The organism is Pantoea sp. C1E2, assembly GCF_056491465.1.
Window position 1 is genome coordinate 340,130 of the sequence record NZ_JBSZHT010000002.1, and the last position, 14,192, is coordinate 354,321.

Sequence of the window (14,192 nt, forward strand, 5' to 3'; positions counted from 1 at the left end):
CCATGACCGATAAAACTTTCCTGGTGGAAATTGGCACCGAAGAGTTGCCTCCGAAAGCCCTGCGCAGCCTGGCAGAAGCCTTTGCCGCGCACTTTACCGCTGAACTGGACAGCGCCGGTTTGGCGCACGGTGAAGTGAGCTGGTTTGCCGCTCCACGCCGTCTGGCGCTGAAAGTGGCCCAGCTGGCGACGGCGCAGGCCGATCGTGAAGTGGAAAAACGCGGCCCGGCGATTGCTGCCGCGTTTGATGCTGATGGCAATGCCACCAAAGCAGCCGAAGGTTGGGCGCGTGGCAACGGCATCACGGTGGATCAGGCTGAGCGTCTGAGCACTGATAAAGGCGAATGGCTGGTACACCGCGCGTCAGTGAAAGGCGAAAGCGCCCAGGCACTCCTGCCCGCGATGGTGGTGACCGCCCTGAGCAAGCTGCCGATTCCAAAACTGATGCGCTGGGGCGCAAGCGACGTGCAGTTCGTCCGTCCGGTACATACCGTGACGCTGCTGCTGGGCGATGAGCTGATTCCGGCGACGATTCTCGGTATTCAGTCCGATCGTGTGATTCGTGGTCACCGCTTTATGGGCGAGCCAGAGTTCACCCTCGACAACGCCGATCAGTATCCACAGCTGTTGTTGGAGCGCGGCAAAGTGGTGGCTGATTTCGCCACGCGTAAAGCCAAAATCAAAGCTGATGCGGAAGCCGCGGCGCAGCAGTTGGGCGGCATCGCCGATCTGAGCGACAGCCTGTTGGAAGAAGTGGCCTCGCTGGTGGAATGGCCAGTGGTGCTGACGGCGAAATTTGAAGAGAAGTTCCTTGCGGTGCCTTCTGAAGCGCTGGTTTACACCATGAAGGGTGACCAGAAGTACTTCCCGGTGTACTCCGCTGACGGCAAACTGCTGCCGCACTTCATCTTCGTGACCAACATCGAATCGAAAGATCCGCAGCAAATCATCTCCGGTAACGAGAAGGTGGTGCGTCCGCGTCTGGCCGATGCCGAGTTCTTCTTCAACACTGACCGTAAAAAGCGTTTGGAAGATAACCTGCCGCGTCTGGAGACGGTGCTGTTCCAGAAAGAGCTGGGTACGCTGCGAGACAAAACCGACCGCATTCAGGCATTGGCGGGTTGGATTGCCGCGCAAATTGGTGCCGATGTGAACCACGCCACCCGCGCGGGTCTGCTGTCGAAGTGTGATCTGATGACCAACATGGTCTTCGAGTTCACCGATACGCAGGGCGTGATGGGCATGCACTATGCGCGTCACGACGGCGAAGCAGAAGATGTGGCCGTGGCGCTGAACGAGCAATATCAGCCGCGCTTTGCCGGTGATGCGCTGCCATCCAACCTCGTGGCTTGCGCTGTCGCAATCGCTGACAAGATGGATACCCTTGCGGGCATCTTCGGCATTGGTCAGCATCCGAAAGGCGATAAAGACCCGTTCGCACTGCGCCGTGCTGCGTTAGGCGTACTGCGTATTATCGTTGAGAAGAACCTGCCACTCGATCTGCAAACCCTGACCGAAGAAGCGGTGCGTCTGTACGGTAGCAAGCTGAGCAACGGCAAAGTGGTGGATGAGGTGATCGACTTCATGCTGGGTCGTTTCCGTACCTGGTATCAGGAAGAGGGCCACAGCGTCGACACTATCCAGGCGGTGCTGGCACGTCGTCCAACCCGTCCGGCGGATTTCGATGCGCGTATGAAGGCGGTATCCCACTTCCGTACCCTGGAAGCGGCATCGTCGCTGGCTGCGGCCAACAAGCGTGTGTCTAACATCCTGGCGAAAGCCACCGAAACCCTCAACGACAGCGTGCAGGCATCGCTGCTGAAAGAGAACGCCGAGATCCAGCTGGCGACTTTCGTGACGGCGCTCGGTGACAAGCTGCAGCCGTACTTCGCAGAAGGCCGCTATCAGGATGCGCTGGTGGAGCTGGCACAGCTGCGTGAAGCGGTCGATAACTTCTTCGACAACGTGATGGTTAACGCCGATGAAGCGGAAGTGCGGATTAACCGCCTGACGCTGCTGGCGCAACTGCGCGCGCTGTTCCTGCAGGTGGCGGATATTTCACTGCTGCAGTAAGCGATGTTTTGAAGTGAACCGAAGGGACGAGCGATCGTCCCTTTTTGTTTTTAAAATGCGGCGCTGACTTCCTGGGAGTGGTGCAAGATGCGGCCTATGAAAATCTCATCAACCTCAGCACGGTAAATCACAATGTGCTGACCGAAGGGAAGTGAATAGATTTGATTACCTAAATCCGGTCGTTTTCGCCCCAGGTCGAATCGGGCAATTTTATCGAAAAGCTTGGAAAATTTAAGGTTGTAAGCGTCTGCGAGCTGTTCCCCAAAATTCCAGTATCCGTAAATCCAGATTTTCATCAGATCGGCATCAGCTTCCGGTTTTATCGTGATCTTCCTTTTCATACATGCCCACCCTGGCTTTTGCTCGTCTCAGAAAATCTTCATGGTCCCACTCTCTACCCGGACCGCTTTCGAACCCTTGTCTTACCAATTCTTTCAGTGCCTCAAGCTTCGACGCCGCCTGCTTCTCACGCAGTAAACGCAGCGAGTCGCGCACTACCTCGCTTTGAGTACGGTAATCACCGGACTCCACCAGAGATTCAACAAACTCGCGCAGTTCATCACCTAAATCGATTGTCATGGTACGTGCCATCATCGTGTCCCAATGTAAGAAATATTCTTACATCCTGGCACATTTTTGAGCAACGCGGAATCGGCGTTGCAGCGCAGTTACAGACAGAACTGAGAAGCAACGCGAAGGATTAAGCGGAAGTATCGAACAGGCGGGCGTCGCGCAGCAGGTGATCGTTGCCGCGACGACGGGTGAAGCCACTGCGGTCAAAGAATTCGAGAATCTGTACCGCGATTTTACGCCCGGTGCCGAGCTGGTTGCGGAAATCGGCGGCGCTGGTGCTGCCACCGTTGGCGTCACGCTGGCGAATCAGATCGGCGAAGATCTGGATCTGGTCGCTGCGATAGTAGCGATCGCGCACGATCGCCGTGATGTGGCCTAAGCGCGCGGCAGTCAGCAGCAGGCTACGAACCGCTTCTTCATCTTGCTGAGTCGCCAGCGCGATATCGCGCACCCACAGCGGCTGGTCGTCGAAGAGCGGGCCGACCTGCTGCCATAACGCTTCTTCCTGCGGATTAAAGCGCGGTTTGAAATCCGGTATATGTAGCCAACCGTGCTGATGCTGCAAATGGCCCTGCGACAGCAATTGATCAATCAGCGTGATCACCTGTTCCGGCGGCTGATGCGGCAGAGCCACGCGGCGCAAGCGATCGCGTCCGATGCCCGGCACTTCGGGATGCTGCTGATGAAACGCGGTGAGTGCCTCCAGCAGAAGCTGCTGCCAGGCTGCAGCCTGCTCAGCGGCCATCAAGGCGCTGCCGAGCCGCACGGGCGCAACCTTGTCCAGTAAGTTGCTAAGTGCATCGTCACTCAGCTGGCGTGCCCAGCTCAGCTCGGCTACATCGACCGGTTGCTGTACCAGATGCGCCTGCAGGCTGGCTTCATCGGTTTCTGCCGCTACCAGCTGTTGCAGCCAGCCGAGATAATCAGGATGGCGCTTGCCACGTTTTTTACTGTTAAGCAGCAGCACACGTCCGCCGCCGAGTGTCTGCTGTGCATTGCTGTCGCGGATGATCAGCCGATCGTTTTCCGCCAGCCATAGCGGCTCGCTGAGCACCAGTTCCGCCATTTCACCTGCAATCAGATTCAGACGCCCAGTCACATGGCTGGCGGCATGGTGAATGTGTACCGGCTGCGAGGGATGCTTTAACGGCTGCAGCAAACGCAGTGCCACGATGAGTCGCTGGGTGCCCGAGGGTTGCGGTTGCGCCAGCAGCCAGTCACCGCGCGCGATCTGGGCTTTCTCAACATCGCCGACGATATTTAACGCGATGCGTTCCCCGGCTTGCGCGTGCGTCACTGACTGGTTCTGCGCATGCAGTGAACGCACGCGCACCGGCAGATTAAGACTGCTGAGCCACAGAGAATCGCCCACGCTGACTTCACCTGAAAGGGCGGTGCCGGTGACGACTAAACCGCTGCCTTTAAGGGTAAATGCACGGTCAATTGCGAGGCGGAAGCGATGACCCGTGTCGATATCCGGCGCGCGTAGCTCACTCAGGTGCTGACGTAGTGCGTCGATACCCTGCTGGGTGGAACTGCTGGTGACAAACTGCAGCGTCGCCGACCAGCCCAGTTGCTGCGTCAGCTCCGCCACCTGATGCTGCACTTCAGCGATACGCAGCGTGTCGACGCGATCCGCTTTAGTCAAGGCCACGCTGAGTGGCGGTTGTCCAGCCAGACTCAGCAGTTGCAGATGCTCACGCGTTTGCGGCATCACGCCGTCGTCGCAGGCTACCACCAGCAGCGCATGATGAATACCGCCGATACCCGCCAGCATATTGGCGAGAAATTTCTCGTGTCCCGGCACATCGATAAAGCCCACAACGCGGCCATCCGGCTGCGGCCAGTAAGCATAGCCGAGATCGATGGTCATGCCGCGCCGTTTCTCTTCGGGCAGGCGATCGGCATCCACACCGGTTAACGCCTGCAGCAGCGCGGTTTTGCCGTGATCGACATGTCCAGCGGTGGCGATAATCATGCGGTTAAGGTCCGTATCAGCGCCGCTTCATCTTCGAGGCAGCGTAAATCCAGCCACAGTTTTCCTTCCTGAATGCGGCCAATCACCGGATGCCCCAGCGTGCGCCAGCGTTGCGCCAGTGCATCCAGCGAGCTGCCGTGAGGGTCACGAGGACTGAAAGTGATGGCGAAACTGGGTAAGCGTTCAACCGGCAGCGAACCGCTGCCAATTTGTGACGAACAGGCGGCGATATTGAGGTAAAAATCAGCACCGTAAGCGTGCTCCAGCGCAGGCATCAACCTTTCGGCCTGCTGAAAAATCTCATGTGACGATCGCGTCAACAGCCGCAACGTTGGCAGCGCTTCACGCAGGGTTTCCGGTTGGCGATAAAGCTGTAAGGTGGCTTCCAGCGCGGCCAGCGTCATCTTATCGACACGCAAGGCACGCTTAAGCGGATGCTGTTGCAGCCGATCAATAAATGCCTGTTTGCCGACGATAATCCCCGCCTGCGGACCACCCAGCAACTTATCACCGGAAAAACTCACCAGATCTACGCCAGCGGCAATCAGCTGCTGCGGCATTGGCTCGGCGGGCAAATCAAAGGATGTCATGTCGATAAGCGAACCGCTGCCGAGATCGGTAATGACGGGCAGCTGATGCTCCGCCGCCAACGCCACCAGTTCGGCTTCCGCGACCGCATGGGTGAAGCCCTGAATCTGGTAGTTGCTGGTGTGCACTTTCATCAGCAAGCCGGTGTTGTCGCTGATAGCCGCTCGGTAATCTTTCAGATGGGTGCGATTGGTGGTGCCGACTTCAACCAGCTGGCAGCCCGCCTGGCGCATCACGTCGGGAATACGGAATGCGCCGCCGATCTCCACCAGCTCACCGCGTGAAACAATCACTTCGCGACCCGGTGCGAGTGCGGCCAGCATCAACAGCACGGCGGCGGCATTGTTGTTCACGATACAGGCCGCTTCTGCCCCCGTCAGTTCACACAGCAGCGCACTCACCGCACGATCGCGATGACCGCGTGACGCATCATCCAGCGCATATTCCAGCGTCACCGGCTGACGCAAACAGGCTGTGACCGCCTCAATCGAGCGCTCACTTAACTGCGCACGGCCCAGATTGGTGTGCAGCACGGTGCCGGTGAGATTGAACACCGGACGCAGCGCGCTCTGTTGCTGCTGTTGCGCGCGGCGCTGCGCTTCTTCCGGCCAGTTAAGGTGCCAACCAGGTAGAGTTTGATGTTGTTGGATATGCGTGCGGGCCTCTTGCTGCATGGCGCGCAACTGACGGGTGGTAAACGCGGTGCCCGACTGCAGCAGCAGCGGCTGCAAAGCGGGATCGCGCAGCAGGCTGTCGATAGCAGGCAGTTGCGAGTAGAGAGTTTTCATTATCTGACTTAGCTGGAAGGCGGAACGGTGCGGGCAAAACTCTCCCGTGCAAACAACGTATCGGCCAGTTTGATCAACGCCGGGCGATTCACGCACCAGTTGGGCAGCACACGGCGGAAATTGAGATAGCCAATCATGCAGCCAGTCGCGATATCGGCCAGATTGAGCGTGCCGCTGTTCATCAACTCGCCCTGGGCCGCCGCCGTTTCCAGTGCATCCAACCCGCGCAGAATTTTCTCGCGATTGCGCAGCAGCACTTCTTCGGATTGCTGATCGCCGGGGCGCATTTGCTCGCGGACAATCATTACGGCGGCATCGTTAATGCCATCGGCGAGCTTTTCCAGCTGGCGCACTTGCAGAGAAAGCAGGGCATCATCCGGCAACAGAGCAGGGGTGTCACCGCGCAGTTCGATCACCTGGGCGATAATCGAGGAGTCAAACCAGGTGAGATGGTTATCATCGACCAGCGCCGGCACTTTACCCAAGGGGTTGTAGTGCGGCACGTGACTGTCTTCCACCCATGGCGACTGGTTAACAAATTCGAACACCAGGCCTTTTTCCAACAGGATCACCGAGATTTTGCGTACAAAAGGGCTGGTGTAGCTGCCAATCAGTTTCATTGAACGCCTCCATGTTGAATGATGGTTGTGTGCGGCTCAGATCACGGTCGCCATAAATGGCGCCCCTACCATTGCTAGTTTGTGGTCAACATAAATAGCGACTCTACGAACCGTAGGGTGTGCATTCATGCGCACCGGGAATTCAGCGTATTAATCCCCAGGAAACATAAACGGATTCAGGCTGCTACGGGCAAAGCCTTCTTGCTCCATGCGCGCATCCAGCACCAGCGAGGCCAAATCATCGGCCACCGGTTCTACCGCCGGATCCTTCTCCTGATACAGCATCTTCAAATAGGTGCCACAATCACCGCAGCTTTCAGCTTTCACCGCGGCTTTTTCGCTGTCGAGTGACCAGTAGTGCAAATCGCGCGTTTGCTCGCAGTTGGAGCACTTACTGCGCACCACATACCATTCACTTTCACACAGATTACAGTGTAGATAACGCAGCCCCTGCTGGCCCACATCCATATGCACCACGCTGGTGACCGGCACGCTGGCGCACACCGGGCAGAATTGACGATGCTCACCGTATTCTGCGCGGGCTTTACCGGGGATCAGCGCCGCCATCTGCGCCCAATAGATGGAAAGCGCTGCCCAGATAAACGGGGATTTATCGCTGCTGACCTGTGCAAAATCGCCCTCCAGAAGTGCGCTGGCCAGGCCTTCCAGCTCGGAAGAGGAGGCTTTTTCCAGGTTCTCGAGCACCGCTAATGCCTGGCCGCTCATCTCGGGTTTCAACTCGGCAATCAGCGAATGCAGCAGACGCTGCCAGTGGGCATCGCGGGGATAAGTGTGGATATCAAGCGGTGGCTTACCCTGTTCGGCGCTTTCAGCCAAACGCTGGCGCAAATCGAGTTGCAGCGGATGATCGTACAGCACGATGTCCTGCGCTTGCGCGATCACCGCGGCAAAGCGCAGATAATCGCCCAGCGGATTCTTCGCGGCCAGCTCACGTAAACGCGCCGCACGGCGGCTGTACAGATTTTTCAGCCGAGGGAAAAGCAGCGGCGGAACCTGTTCCGCCGTGTTTTTTTCGCCTTTCTCCAGCTGGTCCTGCGGGATAATGCGAATACTCATCAGGGACGTTTTTCCTGTTGTGTTTGGCGTTGGCGCTGCTCACGATACCAGCGTGGATGATGTTTCTTCGCCCACGCGGCCGGCACCCAGCCCTCAACCATGGCAGTGATGGTGCCTTTGACCCACAGGGCCGCGTAGATGTGCACCATGATTACCACGATTAATGCCACAGCTGAAACCGAATGCACCACCAAAGCGGCGCGAATCAGCGGAATCGTAAAGGCACCAGCGAAGTAAGGGCGCCAGATAACCACTCCGCTCGCCAGCAGCAAGACTAAGCTGATGATAGCAGCCCAGAACACACACTTCTGCCCGAAGTTGTATTTGCCGGTATCACCCACCTCTTCATTGCGTACGATCTTATTGATGTTTTTCGCCCAGATCAGGTCTTCGCGATTAATCAGATTCTGTTTCCAGTAGCGCAAAAACATGATGAGAAAAGCAGCAAACATCACCACTCCAACAAATGGATGCAGGATACGCGCCAGTTGTGGTGTACCCAGTACGTGCATCAGCCAGTTAAACGAGGGGAAGAAGAAACCCAACCCGCTCAGGGCCGCCAGAACAAAACAGAACGCCACAATCCAGTGATTGATGCGTTCCGGTGCGCTGTAACGCACCAGACGATCGCGCTTTTTCATCATTCGCGCTCCTCTTTTTCGTGCAGGTTCTCGTCCTCATCCTCTTCCACCCGGTTCGGCCCGACGCCGACATAGTGGAACACCGAGGCAGCGAAAGTGGCGGCGAAACCGATGGCCGCCAGCGGCTTCCAGATCCCTTTCCAGAAGGTCACCGCCGGACTGATGCTCGGATTCTCCGGTAAGCCGTGATAGAGCTGCGGTTTGTCTGCATGATGCAGCACGTACATGACATGCGTGCCGCCGACACCTTCCGGATCGTACAAGCCGGCATTGGCATAGCCGCGGGTATTCAACTCCGCCACGCGCTCGCCCGCCAGCGCCTGCATATCGGTTTTACTGCCGAAATGAATCGCGCCCGTCGGACAGGTTTTCACACAGGCCGGCTCCTGACCAACATTGACACGATCGACGCACAGTGTGCACTTATAAACGCGGTTGTCGTCTTTATTGAGACGCGGCACGTCAAACGGACAACCGGCAATGCAGTAGCCGCAGCCAATGCACTGTTCCGACTGAAAATCGACGATGCCGTTGGCATACTGAATAATCGCGCCTTCAGAAGGACAAGCTTTCAGGCAGCCGGGATCGGCGCAGTGCATGCAGCCATCCTTGCGAATAAGCCACTCTAACTTGCCGTGCTCTTCCACTTCTGAGAAGCGCATCACCGTCCAGGATTTGGCAGTTAAATCCGCTGGGTTGTCATACACCCCCACGTTATGCCCGACTTCATCGCGGATGTCGTTCCACTCTGAACACGCCACCTGGCAGGCTTTGCAGCCAATACAGGTGGTGACGTCGATCAGCTTCGCCACCTCCTGCTGATGATTACGCGCCTGCGGGGCAGGCGTGAAACCATTGGTGGCGGAGCGGCGGATAATGTCTTGCGATTGATAAGCCATCTACGTTCTCCTACACCTTCTCTACATTGACCAGAAACGCCTTAAACTCCGGCGTTTGCGTGTTGGCATCACCGACAAACGGCGTCAGGGTATTGGCGATAAAGCCTTTCTTCGCAATGCCCTGATAACCCCAGTGAATCGGAATGCCGATGGTATCGACGGTTCTGCCATCCACATCGAGCGGACGCAGGCGTTTGGTGACCACCGCTTTGGCTTTGATGTAGCCGCGATTGGAGCTGACTTTCACCGTATCGCCCTGCACGATGCCCAGCTTGTTGGCCAGCTTCTCGCCAATCTCCACGAACTGTTCCGGCTGCGCGATGGCATTCAGCAACGCATGCTTGGTCCAGTAGTGGAAATGCTCGGTGAGGCGATAGGTGGTGCCGACATACGGGAACTGCTCGGCTTTACCCATCGACGCCAGATCGTCTTTGAACACGCGTGCTGCCGGATTCGAAATCACGTTCGGGTGCAGTGGGTTAGTGCCGAGCGGGGTTTCAAACGGCTCGTAGTGCTCCGGGAACGGCCCTTCAGCCATTTTGTCGAGCGCGAACAGGCGGCCCATGCCTTCAGGCTGCATGATAAACGGTCCGACATTGCTGCCCGGTGCGGCGGTGCTGTAGTCCGGAATATCCATCCCGCCCCATTTACTGCCATCCCACTTGAGGATCTGCCGTTTCGGATCCCACGGATTGCCCTGCGGATCGGCCGATGCGCGGTTGTAGAGGATGCGGCGATTGAGCGGCCATGCCCAACTCCAGTTCAGCGTGTTGCCCAAACCACTCGGATCGGTGTTATCACGCCGCGCCATCTGGTTGCCGTCCGGCGTCCAGCTGCCCGCGAAAATCCAGCAGCCGCTGCTGGTGCTGCCATCATCCTTCAACTGCGCAAAACTGCTGAGCTGCTGCCCTTTTTTCACCAGCAGCGTGCCTTTGTCATCAAAAACATCTGCCAGCGCTTTGCCGTTGCTCTCCATTGCCACTTCTTCGGATGCCGGATTGTCTGGCGTCTGGTAGTTCCAGGTCATGTTCAGCACCTGCTCGGGCAAGGCACCGCCTTCACTGGCGTACATTTTGCGCAGACGGCTATAAATACCAGAGAGGATTTCACCGTCATTCAGCGCTTCGCCCGGCGCATCCTGACCTTTGAAGTGCCACTGCAGCCAGCGTCCGGAATTGACGATCGAACCGTTCTCTTCCGCGAAGCAGGTGGAGGGCAGGCGGAACACTTCGGTCTGAATCTTCGCCGGATCGACATCGTTGAACTCGCCGTGGTTCTGCCAGAAGGTCGAGGTTTCGGTGTTGAGCGGGTCAATGGTCACCAGGAATTTGAGCTTCGACAGCGAGGCGATCACTTTGCGTTTGTTCGGGAACGACGCCACCGGGTTAAAGCCCTGGCACAGATAGCCATTCACTTTGCCTTGCGACATCATCTCGAAGTACTGCAGCACGTCGTAACCTTTGTCCCACTTCGGTAACCAGTCGAAGCCCCAGCTGTTCTCGGCCTGCGCTTTGTCGCCAAAGAAGGCTTTCATCATGCTGACAAAGAATTTCGGGTAGTTGCTCCAGTAGTTCACCTGGCCGGGCAGGGTGGCTTTCGGGGTGTTAGCTGCGAGGTAGGTTTGCAGATCGGCCTGTTTCTCTGACGGCAGTGTCATATAGCCGGTCAGGCTCTGCGACAGCAGTCCGAGGTCGGTCAGCCCCTGGATATTAGAGTGACCACGCAATGCATTCACACCGCCGCCCGCCATGCCCATGTTGCCAAGCAGCAGTTGGATCATCGCCATGGTGCGGATGTTCTGCGCACCGACCGAGTGCTGCGTCCAGCCGAGCGCATACAGGAACGAGGTGGTGCGATCGCGCGCGCTGGTTTCACCGATCAGCTCGCAGACGTGCAGGAAGTCCTCTTTTGGCGTGCCACAGATGCGTGACACCATCTCTGGCGTGTAGCGGCTAACGTGTTGCTTCAGCAGCTTCCACACACAGCGCGGATGCTGCAGGCTGTCATCGCGTTTGGCAAATCCGTCCTCGCCCAGCTCGTAGTTCCAGCTGGTTTTGTCGTATTTGCGATTCTCTTCGTCGTAGCCGCTGAACAGGCCATCGTCGAAATGATAATCCTCGCGCACGATCAGGCTGGCGTTAGTGTACGCCTGCACATATTCATGCTGGATTTTGTCATTTTGCATCAGCCACAGCAGCACGCCCGACAGGAAGGCGATGTCGGTGCCGGAACGAATTGGCGTGTAAAAGTCTGCCACCGATGCCGTACGCGTGAAGCGCGGATCGATAACAATTAATTTCGCTTTGTTATGAATCTTGGCTTCCATCGCCCAGCGGAATCCCACAGGATGCGCTTCAGCGGCGTTGCCACCCATCACAACGATCAGATTGGCATTACGGATGTCGACCCAGTGATTGGTCATCGCACCGCGACCAAATGTTGGAGCAAGACTTGCTACCGTTGGTCCGTGTCAAACGCGTGCCTGGTTGTCGACCGCTAACATGCCGAGCGATCGGGTAAATTTCTGGGTTAAGTAGCCAGTTTCATTACTGGAGGCTGAGGCACATAACATGCCGGTGCTCAGCCAGCGGTTAACGGTCACGCCTGCAGCATTTTGCGCGATAAAGTTGGCGTCACGGTCAGCTTTCAGCAGTTTAGCGATGCGATCAAAGGCATCGTCCCAGCTGATGCGCTGCCATTTATCGGAGCCTGGCGCACGATACTCAGGGTATTTTAAGCGGCTTTCGCTGTGAATAAAGTCGAGCAGACCCGCGCCTTTCGGGCACAATGCACCACGACTCACCGGATGGTCCGGATCCCCTTCAATGTGGAAAATGGTCTCTTTGGCATTTTTCGCGCCGTCACCGAGGCTGTACATTAATAAGCCACAGCCCACTGAGCAGTAGGTGCAGGTGTTACGGGTTTCGCGGGCACGCAGCAGCTTGTACTGTCGTGTTTCCGCCAGCGCCACATCCGGCGTAAAGCCGAGCAGTGCTGCCGATGTCCCTGCCATACCGCCAGCACAAATCTTGAAGAATTTTCTTCGGCTGACGTTCATGGTTAATCCTTGAGTCGACATTACTTCACATTTTTAGTTTTGCGATGCGTTGGGCCGCGGTTCACAATGACCCAACTAACAGTGTGAGAATAGCAGCGAAATAATACCACTGCTTTAATGTGGTTGTTGTCCGAGGCGAGCAAAGTGAAAGTTAAAGCACAGGAAAGTCATCAGAGTGTGAGTGAGATCTCAGGCGCAGTGCAGGCGCAGGTGCGCCAGCGGCGTGATATCAGCACGGCGGAAACCGACTGGCTGGCGCAAGAGGTGCCGATCGCGCTGGTGTATAACGGCATTTCGCATGTGGTGATGATGGCCACGCCCAACGATCTCGAGGCGTTTGCGCTCGGTTTCTCGCTCTCGGAAGGCATCATTGATAAGCCCGATGAGATCTTCGGCATGGATGTGGTGCCCGGCTGCAACGGCATCGAAGTGCAGATCGAACTCTCCAGCCGCCGCTTTATGGCGCTTAAAGAGCAGCGCCGTGCCATGGCGGGCAGAACCGGCTGCGGCGTGTGTGGCGTGGAACAACTCGACCAGATTGGTAAACCGCTGCAGCCGCTGCCTTTTACCCAAACTTTCGATCTGGCGAACCTTGATATCGGGCTGGGGCAACTGCGAGATTACCAACCTATCGGCAATCTCACCGGATGCACGCATGCGGCGGCATGGATGTCACCGCAGGGTGAATTGCTCGGTGGTTGTGAGGATGTCGGGCGCCACGTGGCGCTGGATAAACTGCTAGGGCATCGCAGCCAGCAGCCGTGGCAGCAGGGCGCGGTGCTGGTCTCCAGCCGTGCCAGCTATGAGATGGTGCAGAAATCCGCGATGTGCGGCGTGGAGATTTTATTTGCGGTATCCGCTGCGACCCAGCTCGCAGTTGAGGTCGCCGAGCGTTGTAATTTAACGCTGATAGGGTTTAGTAAGCCGGGACGCGCCACGGTGTACAGTCATCCGCAGCGCCTGGTTTAAACCACCTGCACATGCGGCAGCGCCTGCTGGAGCGCGGTTAATGCCCCTGCTTTGGCTGGGCCGTTGTCGCAAATCAGCAAATCTACTTCCCCAATCGGCGCGTATACCGTACGACTGATCACCCCCAATTTGCTGTGATCGGCCAGTAAAATGGTACGGGTAGCCTGCTGCACCATGGCGCGGGCGATGGCGGCTTCATGCGGATGGAAACTACTGGCACCATTTTTCGCATCAATACCGACCGGCGACAGCAGCGCGACGTCGGCGCGATAGCGGTAAATCTCGCCGACCGTGATTTCTCCACGCGTCTGCTGTGCGCCCGCCATCATCATCCCACCGAGCAAAATCACCTGATTGTTGAGCGTTTCATGCTCTTCGGCGGCGCTCAGCGCCAGCGCAGCCTGCAAACTGTTGGTGATAATAGTTAAGCCGGACATGCTGCGCAGTTGTTCTGCCAGCATGGTGGTGGTGGTGCCGGCATCGAGAAACAGCGTCTGTCCCGGCTGCAGATGCTGTGCGGCCGCCACGGCAATCGTGCGTTTCTCTTTTGCCTGGGCACTGCGCCGCACCTGTAACGGTGCCTCCGGTTGGCTATCCACTGCTACCAAACCGCCGTGTACCCGTCGTGCTAAGCCTTGCGCTTCCAGTTCAATAATGTCGCGCCGCGCTGTTTCCCGCGAAATGCCCAGCTCATTAATAATGCGCTCGGTGCTGACCTGATGCTGCGTGGTCAGCAGGGCTCGGATGCGATGTAAGCGGGTTTCCTGCAGCATGACTTTTCCCTGTAGCGTAATAATCTGGGCCTAAGCTTACCTGAGTGTCATCACGGCGTCATGTGTATTTGGTTGTATTTGTGTATTTGGTTGCATTTGTTGTTAAAGCAGGCATGATAGTGACAACGGTCACACATCATGCACCCCTTCACCTTC

12 protein-coding genes are annotated in these 14,192 nt (G+C 57.2%); 2 read left to right on the forward strand and 10 right to left on the reverse strand.

Going from position 1 to position 14,192, the window contains the following annotated elements:
* Positions 1–2 precede the first annotated feature (2 nt).
* On the forward strand, positions 3–2,072 hold the full coding sequence (gene glyS / locus ACXI0A_RS01875) for a glycine--tRNA ligase subunit beta (protein WP_476150607.1): 2,070 nt from the start codon (positions 3–5) through the stop codon (positions 2,070–2,072).
* Between the two features lie 50 nt (positions 2,073–2,122).
* Here the strand turns inward: glyS and ACXI0A_RS01880 are convergent, their stop codons facing one another.
* The 9 genes from ACXI0A_RS01880 to fdnG form a co-directional block, all read right to left on the reverse strand.
* Positions 2,123–2,413 carry a type II toxin-antitoxin system RelE/ParE family toxin gene (locus tag ACXI0A_RS01880; RefSeq protein WP_476150606.1) on the reverse strand — a complete coding sequence of 97 codons (291 nt, stop codon included), beginning with the start codon at positions 2,411–2,413 and terminating at the stop codon, positions 2,123–2,125.
* Positions 2,379–2,663: a type II toxin-antitoxin system ParD family antitoxin gene (locus tag ACXI0A_RS01885; RefSeq protein ID WP_476151178.1), complete on the reverse strand. Its 285-nt coding sequence runs from the start codon at positions 2,661–2,663 to the stop codon at positions 2,379–2,381. The genes ACXI0A_RS01880 and ACXI0A_RS01885 overlap by 35 nt, the downstream gene beginning before the upstream one ends.
* 109 nt (positions 2,664–2,772) lie before the next feature.
* Positions 2,773–4,623, reverse strand: coding sequence for a selenocysteine-specific translation elongation factor (gene selB / locus ACXI0A_RS01890; protein WP_476150605.1), 1,851 nt, complete (start codon positions 4,621–4,623; stop codon positions 2,773–2,775).
* On the reverse strand, positions 4,620–5,999 hold the full coding sequence (gene selA / locus ACXI0A_RS01895; RefSeq protein WP_476150604.1) for an L-seryl-tRNA(Sec) selenium transferase: 1,380 nt from the start codon (positions 5,997–5,999) through the stop codon (positions 4,620–4,622). The genes selB and selA overlap by 4 nt, the downstream gene beginning before the upstream one ends.
* A gap of 8 nt (positions 6,000–6,007) precedes the next feature.
* Positions 6,008–6,619: a glutathione S-transferase gene (locus ACXI0A_RS01900; RefSeq protein ID WP_476150603.1), complete on the reverse strand. Its 612-nt coding sequence runs from the start codon at positions 6,617–6,619 to the stop codon at positions 6,008–6,010.
* 150 nt (positions 6,620–6,769) lie between these two features.
* On the reverse strand, positions 6,770–7,696 hold the full coding sequence (gene fdhE, locus ACXI0A_RS01905) for a formate dehydrogenase accessory protein FdhE (RefSeq protein WP_200574090.1): 927 nt from the start codon (positions 7,694–7,696) through the stop codon (positions 6,770–6,772).
* Entirely contained in the window at positions 7,696–8,337 is a 642-nt protein-coding gene (gene fdoI, locus ACXI0A_RS01910) for a formate dehydrogenase cytochrome b556 subunit (RefSeq protein ID WP_476151176.1), read from the reverse strand. Before fdoI ends, fdhE begins: the two co-directional genes overlap by 1 nt.
* Positions 8,337–9,236 (reverse strand): formate dehydrogenase subunit beta, encoded by a 900-nt coding sequence (fdxH, locus tag ACXI0A_RS01915; RefSeq protein ID WP_476150602.1) that lies wholly within the window; start codon positions 9,234–9,236, stop codon positions 8,337–8,339. Before fdxH ends, fdoI begins: the two co-directional genes overlap by 1 nt.
* Positions 9,237–9,246: 10 nt before the next feature.
* A complete protein-coding gene (gene fdnG / locus ACXI0A_RS01920) occupies positions 9,247–12,294 on the reverse strand; it encodes a formate dehydrogenase-N subunit alpha (RefSeq protein WP_476151175.1) in 3,048 nt (1,015 codons plus the stop codon).
* 117 nt (positions 12,295–12,411) lie between these two features.
* On the opposite strand from fdnG, the gene fdhD reads away from it, so the two are divergent.
* The gene (gene fdhD, locus ACXI0A_RS01925; protein ID WP_476150601.1) at positions 12,412–13,263 is read left to right on the forward strand and encodes a formate dehydrogenase accessory sulfurtransferase FdhD; all 852 of its coding nucleotides are present in this window, start codon (positions 12,412–12,414) and stop codon (positions 13,261–13,263) included.
* On the opposite strand, the gene ACXI0A_RS01930 is transcribed toward fdhD, so the two are convergent.
* Positions 13,260–14,036 carry a DeoR family transcriptional regulator gene (locus tag ACXI0A_RS01930; protein ID WP_476150600.1) on the reverse strand — a complete coding sequence of 259 codons (777 nt, stop codon included), beginning with the start codon at positions 14,034–14,036 and terminating at the stop codon, positions 13,260–13,262. The genes fdhD and ACXI0A_RS01930 overlap by 4 nt on opposite strands.
* Between the last annotated feature and the right edge of the window lie 156 nt (positions 14,037–14,192).